Origin of the sequence: Microcoleus sp. F10-B2, assembly GCF_036704965.1 — a bacterium.
Lineage (GTDB): Bacteria > Cyanobacteriota > Cyanobacteriia > Cyanobacteriales > Microcoleaceae > Microcoleus.
This window is the reverse complement of record NZ_JAUBTB010000017.1, coordinates 71376-97606: the sequence shown is the minus strand read 5'-3', so window position 1 is coordinate 97606 and position 26231 is coordinate 71376. Positions and strand designations below refer to the sequence as shown.

The 26231-nt window shown below is 44.3% G+C and carries 21 protein-coding genes and 1 tRNA gene; 7 read left to right on the top strand and 15 right to left on the bottom strand.

The genetic code is table 11. The features are described 5' to 3' along the window. Positions 1–198: 198 nt before the first annotated feature. Positions 199–1272, bottom strand: coding sequence for a DMT family transporter (locus tag QUA99_RS09495; RefSeq protein ID WP_333235750.1), 1074 nt, complete (start codon positions 1270–1272; stop codon positions 199–201). Positions 1273–1479: 207 nt separating this feature from the next. On the opposite strand from QUA99_RS09495, the gene QUA99_RS09490 reads away from it, so the two are divergent. From QUA99_RS09490 to aroH, 3 genes are all read left to right on the top strand, one after another. Further along, on the top strand, positions 1480–1635 hold the full coding sequence (locus QUA99_RS09490) for a hypothetical protein (protein WP_333235751.1): 156 nt from the start codon (positions 1480–1482) through the stop codon (positions 1633–1635). Between the two features lie 55 nt (positions 1636–1690). Further along, positions 1691–2509, top strand: a complete 819-nt coding sequence (gene sppA / locus QUA99_RS09485; protein ID WP_333235752.1) for a signal peptide peptidase SppA — start codon at positions 1691–1693, stop codon at positions 2507–2509. A 249-nt stretch (positions 2510–2758) separates the two neighbouring features. Beyond that, on the top strand, positions 2759–3187 hold the full coding sequence (gene aroH / locus QUA99_RS09480; protein WP_445250995.1) for a chorismate mutase: 429 nt from the start codon (positions 2759–2761) through the stop codon (positions 3185–3187). A gap of 155 nt (positions 3188–3342) precedes the next feature. On the opposite strand, the gene crtR is transcribed toward aroH, so the two are convergent. Next, on the bottom strand, positions 3343–4233 hold the full coding sequence (gene crtR, locus QUA99_RS09475; protein WP_333235837.1) for a beta-carotene hydroxylase: 891 nt from the start codon (positions 4231–4233) through the stop codon (positions 3343–3345). Between the two features lie 428 nt (positions 4234–4661). Between crtR and pyk the strand changes: the two genes are divergently transcribed. Next, positions 4662–6449 carry a pyruvate kinase gene (gene pyk, locus QUA99_RS09470; protein ID WP_333235753.1) on the top strand — a complete coding sequence of 596 codons (1788 nt, stop codon included), beginning with the start codon at positions 4662–4664 and terminating at the stop codon, positions 6447–6449. 94 nt (positions 6450–6543) lie between these two features. Then, positions 6544–6615, top strand: a tRNA-Thr gene (locus tag QUA99_RS09465). Between the two features lie 243 nt (positions 6616–6858). On the opposite strand, the gene QUA99_RS09460 is transcribed toward QUA99_RS09465, so the two are convergent. From QUA99_RS09460 to QUA99_RS09405, 12 genes are all read right to left on the bottom strand, one after another. Then, positions 6859–9669, bottom strand: coding sequence for a site-specific DNA-methyltransferase (locus tag QUA99_RS09460; RefSeq protein WP_333235754.1), 2811 nt, complete (start codon positions 9667–9669; stop codon positions 6859–6861). Beyond that, a complete protein-coding gene (locus QUA99_RS09455) occupies positions 9662–10069 on the bottom strand; it encodes a DUF5615 family PIN-like protein (protein ID WP_333235755.1) in 408 nt (135 codons plus the stop codon). The genes QUA99_RS09460 and QUA99_RS09455 overlap by 8 nt, the downstream gene beginning before the upstream one ends. After that, the gene (locus QUA99_RS09450; protein WP_333235756.1) at positions 10053–13337 is read right to left on the bottom strand and encodes a BPTD_3080 family restriction endonuclease; all 3285 of its coding nucleotides are present in this window, start codon (positions 13335–13337) and stop codon (positions 10053–10055) included. The genes QUA99_RS09455 and QUA99_RS09450 overlap by 17 nt, the downstream gene beginning before the upstream one ends. Before the next feature lie 427 nt (positions 13338–13764). Next, positions 13765–14823, bottom strand: coding sequence for a potassium channel protein (locus QUA99_RS09445; protein WP_333235757.1), 1059 nt, complete (start codon positions 14821–14823; stop codon positions 13765–13767). Positions 14824–15090: 267 nt separating this feature from the next. Then, positions 15091–17904 (bottom strand): AAA-like domain-containing protein, encoded by a 2814-nt coding sequence (locus QUA99_RS09440; RefSeq protein WP_333235759.1) that lies wholly within the window; start codon positions 17902–17904, stop codon positions 15091–15093. Between the two features lie 19 nt (positions 17905–17923). Next, positions 17924–18442 (bottom strand): type IV pilin-like G/H family protein, encoded by a 519-nt coding sequence (locus QUA99_RS09435; RefSeq protein WP_333235760.1) that lies wholly within the window; start codon positions 18440–18442, stop codon positions 17924–17926. A gap of 116 nt (positions 18443–18558) precedes the next feature. Further along, the gene (locus QUA99_RS09430; RefSeq protein WP_333235761.1) at positions 18559–19119 is read right to left on the bottom strand and encodes an SPFH domain-containing protein; all 561 of its coding nucleotides are present in this window, start codon (positions 19117–19119) and stop codon (positions 18559–18561) included. Positions 19120–19296: 177 nt separating this feature from the next. Next, positions 19297–19842: an NfeD family protein gene (locus tag QUA99_RS09425; RefSeq protein ID WP_333235762.1), complete on the bottom strand. Its 546-nt coding sequence runs from the start codon at positions 19840–19842 to the stop codon at positions 19297–19299. Positions 19843–20535: 693 nt separating this feature from the next. Beyond that, positions 20536–21078: a hypothetical protein gene (locus QUA99_RS09420; RefSeq protein ID WP_333235764.1), complete on the bottom strand. Its 543-nt coding sequence runs from the start codon at positions 21076–21078 to the stop codon at positions 20536–20538. A 15-nt stretch (positions 21079–21093) separates the two neighbouring features. Then, a complete protein-coding gene (locus tag QUA99_RS09415; protein ID WP_333235766.1) occupies positions 21094–21366 on the bottom strand; it encodes a pentapeptide repeat-containing protein in 273 nt (90 codons plus the stop codon). Between the two features lie 54 nt (positions 21367–21420). Continuing rightward, the gene (locus tag QUA99_RS09410) at positions 21421–22005 is read right to left on the bottom strand and encodes a type IV pilin-like G/H family protein (RefSeq protein ID WP_333235767.1); all 585 of its coding nucleotides are present in this window, start codon (positions 22003–22005) and stop codon (positions 21421–21423) included. A 33-nt stretch (positions 22006–22038) separates the two neighbouring features. Next, entirely contained in the window at positions 22039–22176 is a 138-nt protein-coding gene (locus QUA99_RS09405; RefSeq protein WP_333235768.1) for a hypothetical protein, read from the bottom strand. A 174-nt stretch (positions 22177–22350) separates the two neighbouring features. On the opposite strand from QUA99_RS09405, the gene QUA99_RS09400 reads away from it, so the two are divergent. Further along, positions 22351–24132 (top strand): AAA-like domain-containing protein, encoded by a 1782-nt coding sequence (locus QUA99_RS09400; protein ID WP_333235769.1) that lies wholly within the window; start codon positions 22351–22353, stop codon positions 24130–24132. A 7-nt stretch (positions 24133–24139) separates the two neighbouring features. Here QUA99_RS09400 and QUA99_RS09395 read toward each other — a convergent pair whose 3' ends face one another. Then, positions 24140–24700 (bottom strand): Uma2 family endonuclease, encoded by a 561-nt coding sequence (locus tag QUA99_RS09395; protein ID WP_333235770.1) that lies wholly within the window; start codon positions 24698–24700, stop codon positions 24140–24142. 312 nt (positions 24701–25012) lie between these two features. On the opposite strand from QUA99_RS09395, the gene QUA99_RS09390 reads away from it, so the two are divergent. Next, positions 25013–26113, top strand: coding sequence for an iron-containing redox enzyme family protein (locus tag QUA99_RS09390; protein WP_333235771.1), 1101 nt, complete (start codon positions 25013–25015; stop codon positions 26111–26113). The last annotated feature ends 118 nt before the right edge of the window (positions 26114–26231 follow it).

Below are 26231 nucleotides of genomic sequence, written 5' to 3'. Positions count from 1 at the left end.
GCATAATATTGCTTTTAAATGTGTGTGATTTTTGACGCTCGGAGGACAACTTCATCATACCCTAGTTCAGCAACGCCCAAATTCTTTATAGAAGAAATTGAAAAAAGAAATATTGCTGGAGAACCAGAGGACGATTTTTAATGTAAATTAAGCTGTTTTTATGGATCGAGTTAATTGCGTCGGGAACCAAATCTAAATCTAAACTTCCGATTCCATTTCGCCTACCCGCACCTGCACCGGCAACTCCACCGAATTCAACTCAGAAGACTCTAACAACCCTGCTGCTTCCTCCTCAGAATTTGCTTGGCCCGATCGCACTTTTCGCAATTTCTCACCCAAAGTATCCCGCTGATTAATCAAATAAATACTCACCAAAGTCAGCCCAACTCCCATCGATTGCAGCGGATTGAGGACTTCGCCCAAAAACAAATTACCGAATAGCAAAGCAAAAACAGGGGTAAGAAAGGTAAGAGAACTTAAACTGGTTAGACTGCCGGTAGAAGCAAAATAAAAGAATAAACCGTAGGCGATCGCACTTCCGAACACGGTAGAATAACCTAACGCCATCCAGCCGGAAAAATCAATATTCACAAACTGTTCGGACTCCGTTGCAGCCGAAATTGCCAACAGCGGCAAACCTCCCAAAATCATGTGCCAGCCAGTCGCTACTACCGGATCGACATATCGGCAAACCCAGCGCACCAAAACCGTACCCACAGCCATCGACAAAGCCGCCAACAGCATCAACCATTCACCACCCTGAAACAACTGTTCGATACCCCCAGAAACCTGCGCGTTTTCAGGATGAAAAAGCCCCAAAATCCAGCCATCGGGCAACCCGATTAAACTGATGCCCGCAACGCCAATAACTAATCCCAACCAGCCCCAAAAACCAATTTTTTCTTGAAACAGCCACAAACACAAAATCGCCACAGCTAGCGGCTGAGAATCAATCATCACCGAACCCAAACCCGCACCGGTTCTCGCCAAACCTTCGGCTAAAAAGCCTTGAAATAAAGTACCGTCAACTAAAGCAAACAGCGAAATCCACAGCCAAGCTTTCCAACCCTGCGGCTGCGGTTTTCCCATTAGCGCTGCCGCCAGCAGCACCAACACGCCCGCAGGTACTAAACGCACGAATGCCACAAACAGCGGCGTTGTGTGCGGCATCACGCCCTTCATCGCTACCATCGCGGTTCCCCAGAGGAAAAATGGTGCAATTAGCAACAGCGGGGCAAAAGGCAGTTTAGAATCGGTAAGTTTTAGCTGCATGGCGGAGACTCCAAATAATTGATGAGAGTGGCTCTCAGGAGAATGATGTAGATTTGTTAAGCAATTTTTACAATTATATATTATTGATGTTGGGTTAAGTGCGATCGCACAAATCTCGGCCATGAGGAACAGGCAAGATGCCCGTTCCACAACAAAATCAAGGTGGAACAGGCATCTTGCTTGTTGCGGCCATGAGGAACAGGCAAGATGCCCGTTCCACAACAAAATCAAGGTGGAACAGGCATCTTGCCTGTTGCGAACCATGAGGAACAGGCAAGATGCCCGTTCCACAAGAAATTGCTTGATTGTGGAACAGGCATCTTGCCTGTTCCTAAATGGCACAACATCTACCTTGATGAATAAGGCACACTATAAGAAGTTAGCTACAAAATTTCGTAACATTGCCTGTACACTGCCCATGATTTGGCCATTCAAGCCCCGCTACCGCAAACAAATCGCCCGTATCGAAATCACCGGAGCCATTGCCGGAGAAACCCGTAAACGAGTGCTAGAAGCTCTCAAAACCGTTGAAGAACGCAAATTTCCCGCCTTGCTGCTGCGGATAGACAGCCCCGGCGGCACTGTCGGCGATTCCCAAGAAATTTACAGCGCACTCAAGCGTTTGCGCGAAAAAGTCAAAATTGTTGCCAGTTTCGGCAATATTTCAGCTTCTGGCGGAGTTTACATCGGCATGGGAGCCGAGCATATCGTTGCCAATCCCGGTACAATTACCGGCAGCATTGGGGTGATTATCCGGGGTAACAATCTAGAACGGCTGTTAGAAAAAGTAGGCGTTTCTTTTCAGGTGATTAAATCGGGGCCGTATAAAGATATCTTGGCATTCGATCGCGAATTGACGGATCCGGAACAGCAAATTCTGCAAGACTTGATTGACACCAGCTACCAGCAATTCGTGGAAACCGTTGCTGAAGCCCGGAAATTGGCAGTTGAAAACGTGAAAACTTTTGCCGACGGTCGGGTTTTTACCGGCCAGCAAGCCTTAGAATTGGGTTTGGTCGATCGACTCGGAACAGAAGAGGACGCTCGCCGCCTTGCCGCCGAACTCGCAGGCCTCGACCCGGAAAAAACCGAGTCTTGCACGCTAGAAAAACAAAAACCTTTCCTAAATCGCGTCTTGGGGAGTAGTCTGGATATATCCGGGCTTTGGGCTTACAATAATTTGCTGGAATTCGAGCTTTCTACTAGCGGTTTGCCGCTGTGGATGTATCGCCCGTGATTAAATAAATTAGTCATTGGTCAGAAGTCAGCAGTCATTAGTTACTCCCTGGATGATTGGGCGATTGAAATCTGTTGACCTCCAACTCCAATGTGGCGCTTCGCCCTGGCTTCGCCTAGGAGTTGGAGGTCAAACTACACAAACGAAGTCCACTCAAGCGGGGACTAAGAAATAAAGTGGGTATTTAAGCCTAATTTAGTATGACTAATAACTAATGACTCATAACTAATGACTAATGACTAATGACTAATGACTCATAACAAAAATATGGAGGAAATTTGCGTGGAGTGGCAAGTGCGGGGGATTCGTGGGGCAACTACTGCTAGCGAGAATTCGGTGGCAGCAATTCGAGAAGCGGTGAAAGAATTGTTAGATGAATTAGAAGCAAAAAATGATATAAATCCAGAATTAATTATTAGTGCTACGTTTTCTGCTACTCGTGATTTAGATGCTGTGTTTCCGGCTGCGATCGCCCGCGAACGTCCTCACTGGTGTAATGTTCCTTTGTTGGACGTACAGCAAATGCACGTTGAGGGTGCTTTAGAACGCTGCATCCGGTTTTTAATTCACGTCAATTGGCCTGCACATACTGAAATTTATCATCCTTATTTGCGGGGAGCTCAAAATTTGCGGCCCGATTGGAATTTAGCGGTTGCGGTGGCTGGGGAAAAATCATAGCTTCACTTTGGGCTTGATTTAAAAGTTAACTCACCATTACAGGTGGGTTTATTTTTTACGGGATTTGAGACATTACAAAACCTGCCCTGCGGATATATGGTTAAAAGCTTTTATTATAAAAAAAACCCGGATTCTCAAAGAAACCGGGTTTTTTGTCAATCAAGGGCCTTCCTGTGATGCAGCCTAATCCCTAAAAAGATGTCATATATAAAACTCCAAAAGTCCTTTTTCCCTTCCAATATTCCCAAACTTTGAGGGGAACCTTTCTCATCCAACAGCGGCTTAACAGCCTCATAAGCAGGCTTGTAATTGTACCAAGGAATCGAAGGCCACAAGTGATGAATCAGATGATAATTCTGCCCCAAAATCAAGATATTTAGAATAGGGCTAGGATATACTCTGGCATTTTTCCAGCGATCGCGCTCGTGAAATGGACGGTGAGGTAAATAATCAAAAAATAACCCCAACGCCAACCCCACCACCAAAGCAGGAGAAAACCAAAAGTTCATCACGTAACCTAGTTGGTCGTATTGAATGGAGATATACACCACAGCTACGACAAACAAACGGCTGAAAAACCATTCCCAAAGTTCATTTTTTCGCCACAGTTTGCGCTTAAAAAAGAATATCTCGTGGTAAAAAAACCTCGCAGCAATCAACCACAAAGGCCCGCCGGTCGAAACATAATGGTCTGGATCGTTATCGGGATCGTTAACGTGGGCGTGATGCTGGATATGTACCCGCGTAAACACGGGAAATGCAAAACCTAACATCAGGGCGCTACCGTGTCCCAGAATAGCGTTAATTGTGCGATCGCGATGGGCCGCATTGTGAGACGCATCGTGAATCACTGTTCCCGCCATATGCAAAGCCAACACGTTCAATGAAAAACAGCACCATTGGGGCCATTCCCAAAACCAGAAACCCCAGTAAGAAATCACGACAATCACCACTGCACTCAAAAACAGCAGCAGTGTCGGATTGAAGTCACCGGGAGGACTCAGAAACTCTTTAGGCACGGTCAGCGGCCGTCCTGCCTCCGACATCTTCGTTAGCACTCCTTAATATTTCACACTTGCGTAGTATAAGATACAAGCCTCTAAATAGTAAAGTTTTATGAAATCACTGTATCTAATCTCGATCGCCCGTCGTCTGCAAAACAATCAAACTATTGTTGTTTTGCAAGCATACCGATGTTAGATTCGCACAACGCTCTTGGGAAACCCGCAACAAAATGGGTATATCTGTATATTTGTCAAGCCTTGGGGCGAAAGTTATTTTTAAGAAAAGGCGCTCCAAAAGAAAAGATTATCGATCGGTAATAAAGTCAGATATTCTAGAGAATGGTCAATGCCCGCTGTTTTGACGGTCGAGAAAATTTTAATAACTAAGACGTGCGTCATTGCTTGTAGTGAAAGATGAAACGTTAGCCGAAAATTAAACAATAAATCCTCCAGCCACCCCATCTCAATTCATGCAACTGCCAAAAGCCCTACGCCGGACTAAAATCGTCGCCACCATTGGCCCTGCCACTTCGGACCCACAAGTGCTGCGCAACCTCATAGAAGCTGGTGCCACAACTTTGCGACTCAACTTTTCTCACGGAACAGAAGAAGACCACCAACGCAGCATTCGGTTAATCCGGCAAACATCCTTTGAACTCAACCAGCCGGTGGCCATCCTCCAAGACCTCCAAGGTCCGAAAATTCGTTTGGGCCGCTTTGAAACAGGGTCTATTGTTGTCAAAAACGGCGACCCTTTCATTCTCACCAGCCGCCCGGTTCCAGGCACCGAGCTAATTTCCTCCGTCACCTACGAACCCCTAGCAGACGAAGTTCCAGAGGGCTCAATGATTCTGCTCGACGACGGGAAAGTGGAAATGCTGGTGGAAAAAGTAGACCGCGGGGCGCGGGAACTCTACTGCCGCGTCGTCGTCGGCGGGCCACTTTCTAACAACAAAGGCGTGAATTTTCCGGGAGTTTACCTGTCAATTAAGGCGCTAACTGACAAAGACCGCAAAGATTTAATGTTCGGTCTCGACCAAGGTGTCGATTGGGTGGCCCTGAGCTTCGTGCGCAATCCCCAGGATATGCTCGAAATTAAAGAACTGATAGCCAGTGCGGGCAAGCAAGTACCGGTGATTGCCAAGATCGAAAAGCACGAGGCGATCGAACAAATGGAGGAAATTCTGGCCCTTTGCAACGGCGTGATGGTCGCCCGCGGCGATTTGGGAGTGGAACTGCCCGCCGAAGACGTGCCGCTTTTGCAAAAGCGGCTGATTGCTACCTCCAACCGCATGGGGATTCCGGTAATTACCGCTACCCAGATGCTCGACAGCATGGTAGGTAATCCTCGTCCCACCCGCGCGGAAATTTCCGACGTGGCAAACGCGATTCTCGACGGAACTGATGCGGTGATGCTCTCGAATGAAACCGCTGTCGGCAAGTTCCCTGTCGAAGCGGTGGCGACGATGGCGAGAATTGCGGTGCGGATGGAGAGAGAAGGAATTAGCGGCAATATTAGGAATGTAGAAGATATTGGTCGATCGATCCCCAACGGCATCAGCCAAGCAGTCAGCCAAATCTCCGAACAGTTGAACGCCGCCGCCATCATGACGCTGACCAAAACCGGCGCTACAGCCCGCAATGTCTCGAAATTCCGACCGAAAACTCCGATTTTGGCAGTTACTCCTCACGTAGACGTAGCCCGACAACTGCAACTGGTATGGGGAGTCAAACCCTTGCTGGTGCTGGATTTGCCATCCACCGGCCAGACATTTCAATCTGCGATGACTGTCGCCCAGGAAAAAGAGTTAGTGTGCGACGGAGATTTAGTGGTGATGACCGCCGGTACTCTGCAAGGGGTTGCCGGATCGACGGATTTGATCAAAGTTGAGGTAGTGACAGCGGTTTTAGGCAAAGGCACCGGTGTCGGTTTGGGTTCGGTGAGCGGCATGGCCAGGGTTGCTCGCACTGCTGCGGATGTGGCGAATTTCCACGCAGGAGACATTTTGGTAGTAGAGCACACCAGTGTCGCTTTTGTGGACATGATTCGGAAAGCCGCAGGTGTGGTGACGGAGGAGGATAGTTTGACTTCTCACGCCGCGATTATCGGTTTGCGGTTGGGCGTGCCCGTGATGGTGGGCGTGCAGAATGCCACGCGGGTAATTCGGGACGGAACTATGCTGACCCTGGATATGCAGCGGGGTTTAGTTTATTCCGGGGCCAGAGGCGGCTCAACTGACGGGGAACTGGCCGTTTAACAAGTTCTGAGTTAGGAGTTGTGGAGTTTTGAATTAAATTCTACAACTCGTTGCTTTTCTAGCTTAGCTTGTGCTATAATCCAAAATTGTCTGTGCCGATGTAGCTCAGTGGTAGAGTAACCGATTCGTAATCGGTCGGTCGCGGGTTCAAATCCCGCCATCGGCTTCTAATGTTGTCAAGTCTCAAATTTAGGACTTACCACGGGTGGTCAGAAACCGGGTTTTTGACGAAAATCCTCCGTCGCAGCCCGCAAATTCAGTAAAAAACCCGGTTTCTTTGGGATTGATGAATATCAAGATCGATCGCAATTGTTGTAGGGGCGGGTAAACCTGCCAATATCTGCCAATAATTGACAATCTCAAAAACCCGCCCTGACCAAAATATTATGGTCGATCGATCGCAACAGTTCTAAAGACTTTCATACACTTTTAACACTTCATCCCCGTAGTGGTTAATCACCTTAACCGCAATCTTTCCCGGTTTACCATTCTTGCCTTTGGGGGGATCAAAAGGACGGCTAGTAGTAGAATATATCTGACTCCAAGCATCTTCATCAATTTCCGCTTTTAGCGCCCGCTTTAATTTTTCATAAGGTTGGTTAGCACCTGTAAAGTAGGCATGACGCACAAAAAAGCTTTCCTCATTGTAGTCGGTGTCAATAAACCAACAAGCAATATCATCAGGCGAACTGCTGCGAATTTCTCCTGTAGTGGGATCGTAAATATCTAAGCCTTTTAAGGTGACTACTAGCTTACCATCTTGGCGTTTTAACTCAATATCTGGTTCGCCAAATACCATAAATAAATTACCCGCCCCTGTTTTCTTGAGTAGTTCGTCACCCAGCAACAAATCAGGATTCATGCGAGTGATTAAAACTTGCAATTTGCCATAACGTTTGGCTTCTTCATTAACATTAGGTTCAAAGGCAAAACCGCAGACAATTAATACATCATTCCCCAAGCCTTTTACAGCTTCTTTGGCAGCTTCTTTGATATCATCAACGCTGACAGTGCCGTATTCTGGCCCTATGTGAACTGCTACTCGCTTGATGGTTTCATCACTTTCTGCGTACTCGCCTACGGCATGGATGTAAGTACCCGCATGAGATTCTAAATATTCTAAATTTTCAAACTTGAGGCGTTGATTTTTTAAAGTGTTTTGGATTCCTGCTTTTTTCAGGTTTTCAATGATTCTGACTTCAAATTGATCTGATGCTTGGGTAACGCCTTCCTGTTCCGAGGCTGGGTATGCTTCATCAGTAGAAAGAATGCGGTGAGGTGAAAGACTTTCAACGGTAAACGGGCCAGTTATCCGAATGCGTTTATTGTTTTCATAAGGTTGGTCATAGAGTAGTTCCGTATCCGCATTACGCGCAATAGATTCATCGATTTCTTTCTGCCGTTGTTGCCTGAGTTGCCACCATTTAGCTATTAATTCTTTAGCTTCATCTGACCATTTGGCATCGGCTTCTCTGGGGATTTCCCATTCTTCCCAGGACTTTTTGAGCAACTGGTTTAATTGAGTGCGAACAGGTTCTAGTTGTAACTGCCATTTGGCATGGATAGTATCAATTTCTGGATTATTTGCGATCGCCTTCAATGTAATATGAGGAACACGCTTGTAAACAAAGCCTTTTTTGATTTCGTTTTCTGTCTTAGGTTGTGTTGATGGTAGTTGTTTAGTGATTTCGGCTTCCTTCTGGATGCCTTCAGGAGAATCTGTTAGTAGGTAGTAGGGATATTTAGCAGACATCAGGCGAGTTCTAGCTAATGCTAATGCAACGCGGCTTGTGTCGATGGTAATCCAACGTCTTCCCCATTGTTCAGCAACGTAGGCTGTAGTAGCACTTCCCATCGTTGGATCTATTACTAAATCACCTGGATCTGTGGTCATTAAAATGCAGCGTTCAATAACTTTAGTATCTGTTTGAACAACATAAACTTTTGGATCGCTGCGACTTTGAACTCCCCATGTATCGTCCCAAAGATTATTTCGCGGAAAAACAGGAAAGTCATCAAGGTAACGAATGTATGCAAGAGAATTTCCCTCAACCATAATTCTATTTGCTGCAATTAATCGAGAAAATCCATCTGAACTGGTTTTCCAAAATCCTGTTTTTGGTGTGCAAACTTTACCTTGAAAATTAACTGGAAATCTGCTATTATTTCCGCCACTTTGTGATACTAAAGGACTAGGACGGAAAATTTTTAAATCTTTCGGTAAATTCATACCATAAATTTTACTTGCTTCATTCAATGAAAGTTTCCGTCCATCACCCATATCGAGGCTTTTATACTTTGTTCCTCCTGCTTCACCTACATTTTTTTCAGAGTAAAGTTGCCTATATTTTAAAATTGAGCGATTTTTACTATACCAAACAATAAAATCACAAATACTGGGTAGCAAGTCACTCGTCTGGCTGCTGGTTGTCACAAAAGGAATGAGTCCGCAAAAATTATCACTCCCAAAAACCTCGTCCATCAAACATCTAACTAAATGCACATTTTCATCGCTAATCTGCACAAAGATACTACCAGTTTCAGTCAACAACTCCCTCGCTACAACCAACCTATCCCTTAAATAACTCAAATAAGAATGAATCCCTAACTCCCAAGTATCCCGAAACGCTTTCACCTGTTCCGGTTGCCTGGTCACCTCTTCAGCCTTCCCATCTTTAACATCGCGCTTCCGAGTTGAAACCTGCCAATTAGAACCAAACTTAATCCCATAGGGCGGATCGAGATAAATCATCTGCACTTTACCCTTTAATCCCTCCTTCTCCGCCAATGAATTCATCACCAACAGCGAATCACCCAGAATCATCCGGTTAGCCCACTTCACCCCATCCTTATGCTGATAAAAATCAATTAATTGGTCAAACTCTAACCCATTAAAATCACTAAATAAGCTTAATTGTTCCGCTGGCTGTTCTTTCTTAACCTGCTTCTTAAAATCCTCAATAATTGCATGGGGGTGTATCTTTTCTTGAATATAAATCGGAACAGCCGGAACCTCTAAATCCTGACTGTCCTGTTCGTCTTTCCCCTGCCACACCAACTGCGGATCTAGGGACGGATCGCGGGGATAAAGGACTTTTTGCGGTTTCTTCTCATCATCAGCCATAAAATCACGCAACTCTTCAGTAGGAATATTAGCCCGTTTATCCTGATGTTTCACACTATCAATAGGTGTAGATTTATCATCTTTTTTTCTAGGCATTGGTTACTTCCTTGTAGATAAATATTTGAGTTTTACAGCCTTTAACATTCTGCTTTTTCACCCGAAATAATCGAGATTTTAATTCACTGACCTCTAAAATCAATTCATGAATTTTTAAGGCTTGCTGTTGATAATCATCATCTCCTTGACATTCTTTACAGAGAATAATTCCACTGTGTTCTTTGACAAGCTTGTGTAGTTGAATAAAATCCTGCCTATTTAACGTAATCACAGCCCGCTCTTGTTGATGAGCAAACTTGAGAACATCATCATCGGGAATGCCTTGATTTGCTTGCTTTGCGTCATAGGATGTTAAAACATCATGTCCGAGATAGCGAAGTTTGTTGACGATATCTAGAGGAAAATTTTCGTTAGAGTAAAGCCTAGCTATCTTCATCATCGTCATCCTGAGCAGCAATTACTCGATCAATTTCAGTTTGATGCTGTTCGTAGTATGACGAAGCTAATCTTAAATCTGCGGGATTTAACCCCGGATAATTCCTCAGTATTTCCTCATCGGATGCCCCCAGTTTGTAAAAAGAAATAATTGTCCAGACAGGAATGCGTGTATTGCGTATCCGAGCGTTACCTCCACAAACACCAGGGGTTTTTTGAATTGTACTAATATTCGTGTCCGTTTGTGCTGTCTGCTGAGACAAATACGTCCGAATAGATTTTTCGGCATTCCAAGGATCGGATATTTCTAAGAAATCCCAACGCCCTAATCCCCCGTGATTTTTTACTGCTGGTATCCAAAGAGTTCTAGCAGTTGCCACCTTAGCTGCTTTGTCCTTTCTCGCTTCCCCCGATACTTCCAAAATTAAATTCAGCAGTTCTTTTTGCCCATAATTTATTCGCACAATAAAATCAGGCAAATAATTTCTCTGTTCCCCATTGAGAGTATACGGAATAGTAAAACCTAAATAGTGATTTTTTACATAAGAGACAACCTCATTCATTTGTTCTAAGGATTGCAGCATCTTGTTTTCCCAATTACTATCCATAACTGCATGGGAAACATGACATTTATGAGGGTCTGTCCTATAAACCTGACGGGCAGTATCAAAGTCTACATAGCGAGTCGAACCAAAAGTATCATAGGGGCGGAGAATTGGTTTTAAAGATTTCCGCAACTCTCCTTCCACAATGGCATGATAAATCCTGTCTGTCGCATCGTGGGCAAATTCAGTCAGCATTAACAACTGAGGATAGGTATTGTCTTTGTAACGGACACATTCTTTGAGCCACTGTTTAGTTATTTGCAAAACTTGGGGAAATAACCAAGCTTGTACATCCGCATCAAAAAAATGTATTGTAGTTTTTTCTGGTTTCGGATTTCCATCCCATCGGAAATACTTTTCTAAAGTTAGTTTTGCCAACAAAAAAGCGACTTCCTGTTCTCGGTGAGATTTCAATTGATCCAATGTATGAATACTAGATTGACCAACAATGGGAGCATTAACTGTAAGAGTAGGCAAATCAGCCGTAGAGAGAACATATTGACAAACATCTGTAAAATTAGCTGTCAATTTCCCCCTGCTAATGTCATAGCGATAACCCGTCAACCTAGGAAAAGTAATTTCACATTCACTTCGTTCTGGCAAAGCTCGAACGCGGGTAGGCAGTGGTCCTCGCTTGGGCGTTTTATTAGAACCGGCACAGGGGATAAAAGCAAAGGGAACGCCATAAACTTCGGCATATTCTGGTTCATACATTCCCTCTTTATTCACTGCATAATTAATCCGTCGCAGTCCCCGTCCCACAACTTGTTCGCACAACAACTGAGTGCCAAAAGCTCTTAATCCCAAAATGTGAGTGACGGTACTAGCATCCCATCCTTCCGTCAACATAGAAACAGAGACAACACAGCGAATTTGTTCCCCCAGCTTTCCGGGTTTACCAACGGTATTTAATACTTCCCGCAGTAACTCTTCAGGTGAGATTTTTTCGGGATCTTTACCTGGATATCTCTCTCGATATTCAGCTTTGAATTCTTCTATTTCCTGTGCTGCGATTTTCTTAAATTCAGCACTCATCGCCTCGCCTGATTCTAGTTGTTCGCTGTCTACCAGAATCGTGTTAGGTCTAGCTATCCAGTTTTCGTTTTGGACGTTACTAAATAATGGTAGTTTACCTGGAGCTAAAACAGGTCTACCATCAGGATATTTTTTTCCTGTATCCCAACCAGCAATATAGTCATAAACCAATTTAGAGACATTGGTATTATTACAAATAATGATAAATACGGGCGGTGTCTGTCCTCTATCAGTAGCTTGTGTGTCCTGTTCCCATAATTCAAAAGCTTGTTTGTAGTTACTATAGAGACTTTCTAAGGCTCCCTCTAACTCTTTAGGAAGTTTCGGCTCTGGGAATGACTTACTTTCATCCTGGGTACTGCGTCCTTTCTTGGGGAGTTGATCGCGAATTAAGGGCCAAATACTGCGATAAGCAGGCAATTCCCCTTTCATATTGTCATCAGATACCGGAACGCGGGGAATTTTGACAATGCCTGATTCAATCGCATCAATCAGAGAAAAGTCAGAAACTACCCAAGGAAATAGATTGCCTTCTGGATAGCCAGAACCTTTTAAAAAGAACGGTGTAGCTGACAAATCATAAACAACTTTGACCCCAATTTTTGCCTGTACAGCTTCAATCCCAGAAATCCAAAGTTGTGCCTGTTCATTGCGTTTTTCTGCTTCTTTGCGGTCATCACCTTTGAGCTTGGCATCATCATCACCAACGCGACGGCGGTAACAGTGGTGCGCTTCATCATTAATCACAATAATATTTTTCTTATTGCCCAAACCTTTGCAAACTCGCCTTACCATTTGGTCTGGGGTTTCAGTAAAAGCACTTTCTTTCCCTTGCGCGAGAATGTCTTTAGTCAACCGGGCTGCTGAATTAATTTCTCGCAGTTTAAAAGCATGATAGTTAGTAATAACAATTTTAGCTTTTTCCAATTCTGGCAGTAATTCTGGTGGAACTAAGTCAAGTTTTTTGTAGTAATTTTCAGCATCATTAGGTTGGAGTACCCGCAAGCGATCGCGCACAGTAATTCCCGGCGTTACCACCAAAAAAGCATCACTAAATTTATTATTCTGAGGATTGGCAGATTTATTAAGAGTATGCCACGCCATTAGCATTGAAATTACTACTGTTTTACCGCTCCCTGTCGCCATTTTACAAGCCATGCGGAACAGCAGCGGGTTCGCATCTTCATTGAACTGTCGTAGTTGGTTTTCAATCCAGTTATCACCGCACTTTTTTGCAACTTCGGTGATATATATAACTGCCTCTAAAGCTTCTATCTGGCAAAAGTATAATTTACGTTCGCGATCGGGATTAGTCCAATATTCCAATAATTTTTTAGTAGTCGGAGTAACGTAGAGATACCCGCCACGTCTCCACAAGCTAACGCGATCGCGCACTTGGTTGATAAACTTGTTTTCTGCTACCCTGTCTTGTGTCCATTCACCTAGATTTAGCTCTAGTTGTTGAAACTGCTTACTTTTTTTCTTTGGCTGGGCAATGGGGATAAAATAATGACTGATGCGACGGGATGCGAGAATTTCATCAGTAATACCGTCATCATCAAAGCGAAAGTGACACTTTGGTTCTAAGAAAGCAGAGTTAATAATAGGATTTTCAATGACAACTTGATTCATCTATTTCCTGATACTTGTTATATGGACATAGCGATCGCCAACGATCCAGAATTCATTATTTTCTAACCAATTGTCTCAAGGTCAGAGCAAATTCCCTCTAAATAGACTACCATCCTAAATCATCCTTTTATCTATATTTTAACTAAAAATAAGTTACTTATATTTATGTATCTACAGAAAATAGTATCTAAATGATGGACTTCTGAAAATTGGTCATCTGTCCAAACCTCATAAAACAGCACTGACACCAGCCATTCACCCACAAAGCAGAAATCTTAAACCTCGGCCCACAATTGGGAAATTCCCAACCTGCGTAGGCGAAGCCAGCCGAAGCGATCGCACATCCCAACCCTGCCAACTTTCCCAACGCCTGCCGAAACCGCCCCAAAGGAGGACTTGCATTCCTGACTAGAAACCTGACATCGTATTAGTTCGGGGGCCGGGGGAGACGAAAACTCAGGGGACTGAGGATTTGATTGAGAGTTCGCAGTTGTTCAGCAGTACCCAAACAAATCAGCATATCTCCTCCTTCGATCGCAGTTTCTCCCGTAGGCCCGACAATCAAAGTCCCGCCAGCGCGCCGCACCGCTAAAACCAAAGCCCCCGATTGCGATCGCAGCTTGGCATTTCTCAAAGTTTGCCCGACGTAGACACAGGTATTGGGATCGACCAAAAATTCTTCCATGTAAAAAGAACTATCGGTGCCCGTCAAAACACCGTCTAAAAAATCCATAACTTGAGGCCGCAAAGCCGCCGCCGCCATCCGTTTTCCCCCGGTAATGTAGGGGGATACGACAGCATCGGCACCGCCCCGCTGCAACTTCTTTACGGCTTCTTCTGTGGTGGCGCGGGCGATCGCCCGCACTTTGGGATTCAGAGTTTTCGCTGACATGACAGTGTATAAATTCTCGGCATCCGAAGGCAAAGCTGCTACTATGCAAATTGCGCGATCGATCCCGACATTGAGCAAAATTTCGTCCAGAGTCGCGTCTCCTTGCACAGCCGTGTACCCCAACGCCAAAGCTGCCTCAACCGACTGCACCGCCGAATCTATCACCACAAAAGAGATGTTTTCGGCCTGAAATTCCAAGGCAATTTGGCGGCCAGTGCGCCCAAAACCGCAGAGAATGTAATGCCCGATCAAAGAATCTACCAATCGCCGCTGCTGCCTAATTCTTGCTCCTTCTTGAAAATATCCTTCAATCAGCGCTTCTGTAAAGCGGTTGACGATGAAACCTATCACAATCACACCCATCAAAATCAGGCATATGGTAAACATTCGCCCGCGTTTCCCGAGGGGCTGAAGTTCACCGTAGCCCACAGTTGCTAGGGTAAAGACTGTCATGTAAGCGGCATCGAGCACAGACCATTTTTCCACCTGCCAATACCAGAGAGTACCCGTGCATAAAATGCCGCCAAGGGCGATGACTCCGTTTCTTAAGTCTTTTTGCAGGCGCTGGTACTTTTGTTCTAGAGTTGAATACACCGATCGGGCTGACCTATTACCTATTAGCTGCTACCAATTGTAACCATATCAGCCCTAGACCCAGGGGCGGTCAATCGATTTTAGATTTTAGATTTTAGATTTTAGATTGACTTGCGCGAGATAAATGCGGGGGACGCAAGGATTTTCGATTTGAGATTTTGGATTGATTCCACGGATAAATCCCGGGGCTTGTACCATCAAGAAATTCTTGGTCAAAAAGCCAGTTTCTGCCTAGATATTTTGCTGCAAAACTCACGATTTTGACTTTTAACCGGGTTTTTTTTGCGTGAGTTCCGACTGAGTTCCAATCCCGTCGCAGAGGTGGCGATTGTTTGGATTTGCGATCGGATTTGTCGAAAAATAATTGCGGGCGACATTGCAGCCCTGCACCAGCAAATTGTCAAGATTAAGATTCCACAGCATCACCGTACCGTCAGCACTAGCACTTGCGATCGCTTTGCCGTCTGGACTAAAACTCGCACTCCAAACAGCATCCTTGTTACCTTTTAAAGTTTGGAGCAACGTACCGTCAATATTCCACAGCCTCACCATTTTGTCTGTGCTTGCAGATAGCAACATTTGACTGTCGGGACTAAAGCTAATATTTGTCAATCCACTTGTATGCTTTAAAATACTTAGCAGTGTGCCGTCTTTGCTCCAAATTCTCGCAGTTCCCCCAGCACTTGCCGTCGCCAGCAGCGATCCATCGGGACTGAAAGTTACACTCATAATTTTATCAGTTTTCATCTGTAAAGTTCTGAGCAATTTGATATCGGTGCTTGCTTCGATTGACTGCTGTTTTTGCAACTTTTCCACAAGCTTTGTCAAACTCCAAAGTTTAACAGTACCATCAGTGCCAGCCGCAGCAATTATCTGACCGTCGGGGCTAAAACTGGCGCTGGTTATCCAACCTCGATCCACTTTTAAACTTGACAATTCTTCACCGTTTATTTTCCAGAGTTTAACTGTTCCATCGGCACTTGCTGAAGCAAGTATTTTACCATCTGGACTAAAAGAGACGCTGGTTATTTGACCGCTGTGTCCTTTTAAATCATGAAGCAATTGGCCATCTTTTTGCCAAATTTTGAGAGTTTGGTCGTCGCTTGCAGAGACGATTATCTGACCGCTAGGACTAAAAATAGCACTCCTAATTTTATCAGTATGCCCTGTCAATGTTGCTTGCAAAGTTCCATTAGTTTGCCAAAGTTTGATATAATTATCATCGGTAGCCGTCACAATTGTTTGACTGTCGGGACTGAAGCTCGCGAAAGCAAGGGTACTGGCTTGAGTCTGCAAGCGGCGGCGTTCCTGAAAGCTGTAAACTGCGTGTTCGAGGGCGATCGCCACTCGCATCTGAATATCTGAACTCACTCCGAGCGATCGTTTCATTTCTGTAACAGCTCTAATGCTTTCTAGCAAAGCTTCCTCTTTTTTATCGGCAGCCAAGAGCGTTTCTGATAGCAAACTGAGAGTGAGGATTTTGTGGTTTCTTTCTTCGATTGATGGTTTAATCCAAAAGGCTGCTATCAAAATTAATATCAGTATACCTGCTGCTACTGTAACTGTTTGCACTCTCAGTTGTTGCTCGCGCCAAAGTTTAACTGCAATCACTTTTTTCTGCTTTTGTGCTTCGCTTAGTTCCTCTAGTAACTTTTTTTCGCGGCGCAGTTGTTCTATTTCAGCTTTATGCTGTTTTTCTTGACAGCGGAACTTGGCAAATTCTGCTTCTTGACTCGCATTTAAAAATTGATAATCTTGGGTACTCAAGCTTTTATTTGCCGCCCACTGTTGGGCATCTTCCAGTGCTTGACCGCGCAACAAGCGAGATTCGTCTTGACAATTTGTAGCTATCCATGCTGTTAGGGATTCAGCATAGGGGCGCAAGTCGCAGAGTGCTTTTTCGATCCAGTTGTGGCTGAATATAGCTGCGTAAATGCGGTTGGATACGGTTAATTTTCCGGCTCGTTTTACTACTAATCCGCTCAGCCGCAATTCTGTTTGTTCGGGAGTATCATCGGCGCAGATCCCCCCTGCCAGGGCGGGCACGGGGGCACCGCCCCTACAATCGGGGGGTTCTGAAAGTGGCAATATTTTTTGGTATAGTCCTAATAACCTACTGGCGCGGTGCTGACTTCTGAGAAGGCGATCGCGAATTGTTTTGATGTGTACCGGTTCATCAGATGATTCCCAATTATCAATAATATGAGATTGCACTATCTCGCTAATTAATAATTGATTTATAGTAATAATTTCAGTTTTGCTTTCATCCGTTGAGTCTGATATAATAGAAGCCGAACCTAAGCTTTTTACATGGTGTAAAATCAGCTTGCAAAGCTTTTGAGTCAGAAATGGCTGCCCTCCAGTCCAGTATAAAATCTCTTTTAAAACCTCTTGAGGCTTGTCTACTTTTCCCTCAAACCCCTTTGCTAAAGGCAGAGCTTCCTGTAATTTAAAACCGTGTAATTCAATAGCTAAACCGATATTAAAGGGCGTGCGAGTTGCATCGCTAATTAAATCCGATGGCGTAGCTACTCCCAGCAAAGCAAATGTAATGCGCTGGTATTCTGAATTGTGAGCGCGTTTATTGTAGCAACATCTAATTAATGCAAAAAAATCGTCTAGCGGTTCTTGGAAACTCAGAACGCTATCAATTTCATCAATAAAAATGACCAGGTTTTGAGAAATTTTGACCAGCAGCAACTCTTCAATTAACTCTCCTAAGCGCTGCACCGGCGGCATCAACTCTCTCTCCCGCCACCAAGTCATAAACTCGACTGGGTTAAACAGGTTGAAACTGCACAATAGCTTGTAAGCGACGCCACCGTACCACTTATCTAGAGAGACTTGCTGGTTGCCAATGTCCGAAAGGTCGATCGTAGCACAGGCAATGCCATCAGCCGAGAGTTTTTGTACAGTTCGCACCAGCAAACTGGATTTGCCCATTTGTCGGGAATTGAGCACGTAACAAAACTCTCCAGCTTTGAGGGCTTGATAAAGTTCTGAGTCAGCTTGTCGCACTACATAAGTAGGTGCATTTTGCGGGAGACTGCCGCCGATTTGATATTGGTAATCGACTGTCATTATTTAGCCTATAATTAGATTATCTGGTCACTTGTGTCGTGCCTTTACCGCAAGCTATTTTACCATTTTCATAGGTGGGTTCCGCTGGTTTAATTGTACCGGGAGAATCAGCTCCGCACAAGATAGATGCGGTCGTTATTTCCTCTTTAGCAGCATTTGGCTCAAACTTTTTAGCAGGAACCAGAAAAACACCACCGACATAACTTTTTAAGTTGTTTTCCTTGGATACTCCATAATTAAATGCTGCTTTCTTAGTGGCACGAAGTGAATACTTGAAATTTTTTGTCTCTGTTTTAATGCCAAGTCCTAAAGCATCAACAGAAGTACCAAAAGCATTTTTTTCTGCAAAATAGGCTTGCTGACCTTTGTTCATCGAGCCAACATACTGTTTTGCTTCGGGAATCCTGCAGCTATGGCTAGTATTAAGAAATGATGGCAGAGCGATCGCGCCCATTACTCCAATGCCCATTAAAAGCAATAAGCATCCGCAACCGTTATAAGCTGAATTGCTAATACTTGATTCTTGATATTTAGTCATGGTCTTGTCTCCGTAAATGGTATATACAATGCGAATTAAAGTCGGCAAGGGAGAGTCTTTGGATCTCCGTTACCAGGCTCTGCCTGGTAACGAGGAAAAGGAGGAAATACTAATCTCTAAGCTCGCAGCTTTTGTACTTCTTTCCGGTCAATGGATGTTGGCTGAACCACTTTACTGCCGATCGCAAAATCGCGCAATTCCACTCTCGTAAACTTCACCCCCCAAGGATCTGTCGTTGTATCCAACTCCTGCACTAAAGCATTATTGATTTCATTGCGAGCCGTGTAAAGTTCCTCTACAGCTAATGTCGCAATGTGAGTCCGAATTGAAAGAATGAGCATATTTAACATCGCTTCCTTGAGATTCTGTACCTTGTAGGAAGCTTTTTCTAAGTCAATAATTCGCCAGTACACAATAAATTCAACTGTGACGGCAACGCGATCGCGCGTCGTACATTCTTGCGGTGGCAGTCTTAAAATTTGCTCGCGCAGAGTTTGTTTATAGGCGACTGTTTCGACAAAGGGAATCAGAAATGTCAAACCAGGTTCGAGTTTCTTGCGATCGTACTTTCCGAAAATTTCAACTAAGGCCTCATCTCCTTGACGGACGATTTTAACGCTGTTGGCTAAGGATACTCCGGTGATTGCAAACAACACCATCAAAAAATACTGATACATAGTGAATCTCCTGCTAATTTTAAGCTGTGAACTAAAGATGATAGGATTTGCACATCGGGACTTAGAAACCGGGTTTTTTACGAAAATATTTCGTTATAGCCCGCAGATTCGGTAAAAAACCCGGTTTCTCAACACAGCGTGCGTAATTCCTGAATGAATTGAGGTTAATGCCAAGGTTTAGCTGTTGATGTGAATTAATCTGTCAGGTACAACAATCAGCGTGTTTCCTTCGCGGCGCAAAACGTAAACTTTTTGTCTGGGTGCGATCGCCCCTTGGGAATCTTCGTTGCGAGCTTTCCACGAAGCCCCTTCATAAATCACCATTCCGGTTTCTCCGGGGAAAATTTCGGAGATAGTTGTCGCTTCGGTTGCTTCGGGAATCACAAACTTTTTGCGAACAATGAAAATCGGTCGAATCCAGATGCTCAGCGCGAGGGCTATCCCCATCCAGTAGAAGATTTGCCAGTCAAAATCTTCATACATTATGTTCGCCCAACTAAAATCAAATGCTATCGAGCCTCTCCACAAAATAAAGGATTCAATTAAAGCAGAAGCTCCCATCATTAGCACGTAAAACCTGTATTTTTGGGGCTGAGTTTTGATGATTAATAGCTCGATCGCACTAAGCACAACTCCGATCAGCAACCACAACATCGGGGGGGTGAAGGCGAAACCTGGTTGATTAGTGGCTGATGCCAGCGACCAAATTAGGATAGAATACACAATGCTTTTACCTCGTTGCGATGGGATTCAACCTTGTTATTTCTAATCTAATCAGGTGGGTATTTGAGTTCGCGAGTGAGTTATTTGAAAATTCATCGACTTTTCATCGACTTTTGATCGACTTTAGGGACGGTTGGCAGTCAATTTAAGGTCAAAGCCACATTCCGGCAGGGGTTTAAACCCCTGCCTCAAAGCGAAAGTCGGTTAAAATTTAGATATTGCACGCCTTTCAACAATCCTGTAGGGGAGGGTTCGCCAAGGGCTTTGACACTAGCAAACAGCTTAAATAAACCCGCCCTATCTCACGAATAACCCCCATATTGGCAATGGTGCAAGATGTCAGTTTAAACTGAGATATTGCCTCAATATCAATATGGGAGTTATTTGGAGGTTATGCGTGGGAGGGCGGGTTTATTTAACTTGTTTGCTACGTTTTTTACCCTTGGCGAACCCGCCCCTACAGGTTATTTAAAATAATGCAATATCTGAATTAAGACCGACTATTGATTTGAAATTTGAGTTCTAAAATAGAGGATTCAATATTTATTTAATTGGCTTTTCAGTCCTCTTTGAGAGGACTTTCGCTATGAGACAGGGAATTAATCCCCTGTCGGACTGTGGGACTTACAAACGATATCAGTACAGCATTCGATATTAAATCGATTTGAGATTTGAGATTGGGAACTAAGGCTGTTATCTCGATCGCTTCCTATTTACTTTGGTTTTAATAGAATTAATTAACAGCTTTCTTGACGCTAGGCGTGTTTTTCTAAAGAGTTTAATGTTAAGATATCTTGCCTGATAAAAACAAGTATTTTCTAACAGAGAAAATCTGAAATCTGTATTCCCCAAAGTGGCTTGAGAAAAATCAGCTTTTTGTAAAAATGCTCCGTTAAAAGTAGTAACTTGGCACATCCATGTTCCTTGATATGGTAAACTTTCAACAATATAATGTACTGTAGTAGAAACTAAAGTAATTAGTGGTGATAGCATCAGGGAATGAAAAATAAAGCCACCTATTAATGTAGTTTTATTTGTAAAATGGTGGACAAGTATATTTACAAATAAAATGGTAGTAAAGTAGTAACAGAAAATACTGGTGCGGTTTTCTTTAATCCATGTTGCTGAAAAAATAAGAAAGAGTAACGACGGATATAGATACATACTAACAAAAAAACCTAATGCAAGTCCACCAGTGTCGTGGTCAAGTTCACCGTTTAAGAACTTCGCCTCCATAATAGCATAATTAATTCAGTAATAAATAGATAAACTCATTGCTAAACAAGCAATACTTAACTGATAAATGGTTCGGAAAAATGATAGTCCAAAAGTTGAGCCAGCTTTAACATAAGTAAAATTAGCTCCTGTTAAATTAGCATTGACAAAGCTAGCACCTCGAATATCGGCATGACTCAAATTAATATCAGACAGTTCCTGACCATCAAAATTCTCACTTCTGAGGTTTTCTCTGCTAAAGTTTCTTCTACCTTGTTTATACAGATGAATTAATTCCGATGCTTTCATCTCGATCTCTTCCTATTTATATGGTTGAAATATTCTGGGATTTGCTGAGTTAGATTATCTGGTCAATTCTGTTGTGCCTTTACCGCAAATAACCTGACCATTTTGATAAATTGGTTCCGCTGGCTCATCTGGCTCATCTGTTCGTTTAACTCTAAAGAAAGGGCGCTTTTCAGTTTCGCAAAGTATGGATACAGTCGTCATTTCATCTCGATCGGCGTTTCGATCTAATTCTTGAGCGGGAACTATAAAAACACCACCAAAATAACTTTTAAACCGCTGGTTTTTAGCTACTGCATAACTAAATGCTGCTATTTTCGTAACACGAATTGAATATTTGTAGTTATTTGTTTCTGTTTCGATTCCAATTTCTAAAGCTTCAATAGAAGTAGAAAAAGCACCTTTGTCTGCAAAATAAGCTTGCTGGGCTCTGTTCATTGAAGAAACATGATGTTTGCCTTCCGCTTGCTTAACCTTAACTAACCAACTCGTAGGTGACCATAATATCTCAACAAAAATTGATGGCATGACAAACAGGGTGAAACACCCAATGAACGCAAGCAATAAGCATCCACGACCCTTGAGTAAACCGCTATAAACCTGGAGTAAAATGCTATTTGACTTAGACTTTTGTTGACTCATGGTATTTTCTCCTCTATGTTGGCAGTCAAAACTTTATCTTGGCGGGTGAGTTGTGAGAATTAATAGATCGATCGCACTTAACACAACTCCCAGCAACAACATCGGCGCTGTGAAGCCGAAACTTGGTTGATTAGTCGCGGATGCCAGCGACAAAATTAGGATAGAATACACAATGCTTTTACCTCGCTTTGATGTGGTTCAACCTGGATATTTCTCATCTAATCAGGCCGCCATTTGAGTTCGCGAGTGAGTTATTTGAAAATTCATCGACTTTTCATCGACTTTTTATCGACTTTGGGACGGTTAGCATTTATGATGGTTTCAGTGTCTCGATCGTTATAAACAATGCCGCGATCGCTCAGGCTGCGTCTCCAATACATTCCCGCAGTTAAATCGTCTCTGCTGAGAAACGGCTTTCCCAGTCAGAAAATCCTGGCTGAGGATTTAGGGATAGCCCAATCTACTGTCAGCCATTTCCTGAATGGCAAACCTGTGGATTATGCCAATTTCATCGAAATTTGTCGCGGATTGGGTCAGGAATGGCGCGATATAGCCGATTTTGAGGCGAATTCAGATCCAGAGGAGGTAGTGCTGGTGAGGGCAAAAGTGGCGATCCTCTTCGAGGGCTTCCCCAACGCCCGATCGACCTCACCCAAAACCCTTTCCCAGCAGTTACACCAAGCTTTGAGTGCGGGAGGGCACGAAGTCTTTTTTATTAACAACAGCAGCGACTCAGGCTCATATTTAAAGCGTTGCGATTATTTGCTGTTGCTGATTTCCGAAGAATCGGCCGCTAGCGAAATGATATTGGAACAAGTGCAGCTAGCCAATGAATCGCACAATTTAACTGCTCACAAACCCGCAATTTTACCGATTTGCGTTGAATTAAATACACCGCTTTCCTTTGATTTACTGAGCTATTTAGCAGGAATTCAGCCCTGGCTGTGGCGCGGTGCTGGCGACTCATTTAAGTTATTATCACAAATTTTTACCATTATCAAAGAAGGTCGCACATCGTTAACTGCCGACCATGAATTAGCTGTACAATGGAACGCAATTAGTAGCACAAAACAGTCAATAATTCAACCCCTGCCAGCCGCGCCGCCAGAATTGCCGGGAGGACAAGTTGAAATAGCTTCTCGTTTTTATATCGATCGCCCTCCGATCGAATCCCGCTGTTACGAGACGATCGCCCAACCGGGAGCGCTGATCCGCATCAAAGCACCCAGACAGATGGGCAAAACTTCTTTAATGGCGAGGATTTTGCATCATGCAGAACAGCAAGGTTCTCGCACGGTAGCGCTGAGTTTTCAGCTAGCAAATAGGAGAGTTTTGGCTAATTCAGATACATTTTTGCAGTGGTTTTGTGCTAGCATCGGTCAAGAGTTAGGAATGCTGGAGCAGTTGCCGAAGTGTTGGGAATTAGCCGATTTGATTGGCAGCAATCAGTGCTGTAAGGCTTATTTTGAACAGTATTTGCTGTCTGAATCTTCAAAACCTCTGACGTTAGGGTTGGATGAGAGCGATCGCCTGTTTGAATCGCCGGAAATTGCCGACGACTTTTTTGGGTTATTGCGAGCTTTGCACGAAGAAGCAAAACGGCGAGATATTTGGAAAAAATTGCGTTTGATTGTGGTGCATTCTACGGAAGTATATATCCCCCTGGATGTGAATAAATCGCCGTTTAATGTGGGGTTGCCCATTGATTTGCCTGAGTTTAATTCGCAGCAAGTGCAAGATTTGGCAAAGCGGCACGGATTGAATTGGAGTGGGAATGAAGTTGCAGAATTGATGGGGTTAGTGGGCGGAAATCCTTATTTAGTGCGGCTAGGAATGTATCATATTTCGCGTCAAGATGTGACTTTAGATCGGTTAGTGAAAGAATCTGCAACTGAAGCGGGAATTTACAGCGATCATTTGCGGCGACATTTATGGAATTTAGAGAAATATTCGGAATTAATGGAGGCGATGAGGGAAATTGTGAGTGTTTCCCAGCCAGTTAGATTGAGGTCAGAATTGGGGTTTAAGTTAAATAGTATGGGGTTGGTGAAGTTGGATGGAAATCATTGCATTCCGAGATGTCAGTTGTATCAGGAGTATTTTGTAGATCGCCTTGACTGCAAATAATCCCTATTTACCCGATCGCCAAATCCACACTAACTTCAAATTCGGGAAATGCCAGCGGCGAAACTCGATCGCCACGCCAAAACCTCAGCATTAAACTGTAACCGTTAACCGTTGGCTGGCGGTAAACTTCCAAGCAGTTTTCCTGTAAATTGACAATCCAGACTTCCTGAATTCCTGATTGAGCGTAAATAGGAAGTTTCACGTCTCTGTCATAATCTATTGAAGTGTCAGCTACTTCTATTAACAGTAAAACTTCGGATGGGACAGGATGGGCAGTTGAATAGTAATCGGCGCGAGGTTGCAGCAATACTAAATCCGGTTGCGGTTCCGTGCGATCGCTCAACAGCACGGGGTTCTGCACGTCGAAAATAACCAAATTTTCTGGAATTTGGCTGCACAGTCTGGCTAAGCGCCTCACAGACGAAGCGTGACGAGTTCCAATTGCAGCCATTTGAACAAGTTCTCCTTCTATTAATTCTACGCGATCGCCCTCTGAAAGAATACCAGCTTTACCCATCAGATGGTATTCTTCTACGGTGAAAAGTCTTTTGAGCAACTGCACTGCCATAACTTACCGTTCCTCTAGTTTTGGGTTCCATTGTAGTTGATGGAAACACAGCTATATTAACAGCGGTCATAAAAAAATACAACTTGGGTGGGGATTTTTTATTAAGAAACCGCGCAGGCGCTAAGGACACGAAGGAAGAGAAAAAAGAAGGGAAGAGAACCAGCGCAACCCAAAAATATCTATCAATAGAAAGGTGTATCCGGCTGACTGGTTCGGTATCTTGAAATTAATTAGCCATTATCCTCAGCAATCTGCAACGGTTGGCTGTTTGGGCTGGCAGCACAATAATCAGAGTTAGCATAACTTTATTCCATGCAAAACACCCTAGAGATACTTCCTTCTTCCGACTCGCCGAGTCTTCCCAAAAAGCAGCCGGCACTTCCAAATTACGAAGCAGCAGATCGCCAATTTGTCAATTTGCTAGAAGTCGAGGATTTAGACAAGACGGTGGCGGCAAAACCGTTACTTGTCAGCGATTTTGAAAGCGCGATCGCCTATGCAATTCAAGCAGCTTACCAACAGGAAGCGGGCGATGAGGCCGCTCACCGCTTCTTGCAGCGCGTGCTTTACCGCATCAACCGCCTCAACTTGTTTTGGTACGACGATTTGCGCCGCTACAATAACGAGCGATCGCACTATTTGCGTTCTGTGCGCGATCGCATTGAGGAACCTTGGCAGCAGTGGGAACTCGCACAAATCGACGTTGCAGCGCTGCAAAAATTGCCGGATGTCAAGCAAGCCCTGCGCGATCGCGCGACCGCCGATGTCGATCCTCCGCTAACCGATCTCGATCGCTACCAGCGCGAACAGATGACTGAAGAGGGATACAAACACCTGCTGGCGATCGCCTCTTTCGACGGTTTAGTGGAAGCCAGCCGCCTTTCTCGCATCCTCGGCGGTGCCGGCAACGAAATTCAGTGCACCCTGACGCGAGTGCTGATTGAAGAATACGGCGGCGGTCGTCTTCCCCGCAAGCACTCGACCTTTTTTGCCCAAATGCTGGCAGAATTCGGGATGAGTACGGAACCGGAAGCGTACTTCGATTTAGTGCCTTGGCAAGTGCTCGCAGGCATCAATCACAACTTTCTGCTGACGGAACGCAAGCGCCATTTTCTGCGCTACAACGGCGGACTCACATATTTTGAGGTGGCGGGGCCCGTCGCTTACCGCAATTATTTAGCCGCCGCCCAGCGTTTGGGCCTCTCGCAGGCTGCGATGGGTTATTGGGAACTGCACATCAAAGAAGATGAACGTCACGGCCGCTGGATGCTGGATGAAGTGGCGATCCCGCTGGTTGATAGATACCCGCAGGAGGCGTGGGAACTGGTGTTGGGGTACGATCAGGAGAAGTCGATCGGCGATCGGGCTGCGGCTGCAGTGGTGCGATCGATCCAAGCGACAGAAAGGAATTAACACGTAGATGGGGATTTGCCGTTGGGTGGGGGCGGGTTTATCAGATTATCAATTTTAGACCGATATTTTTGGTGAACCCGCCCCTACAAATAGATGGGGATTTGCCGTTGGGTAGGGG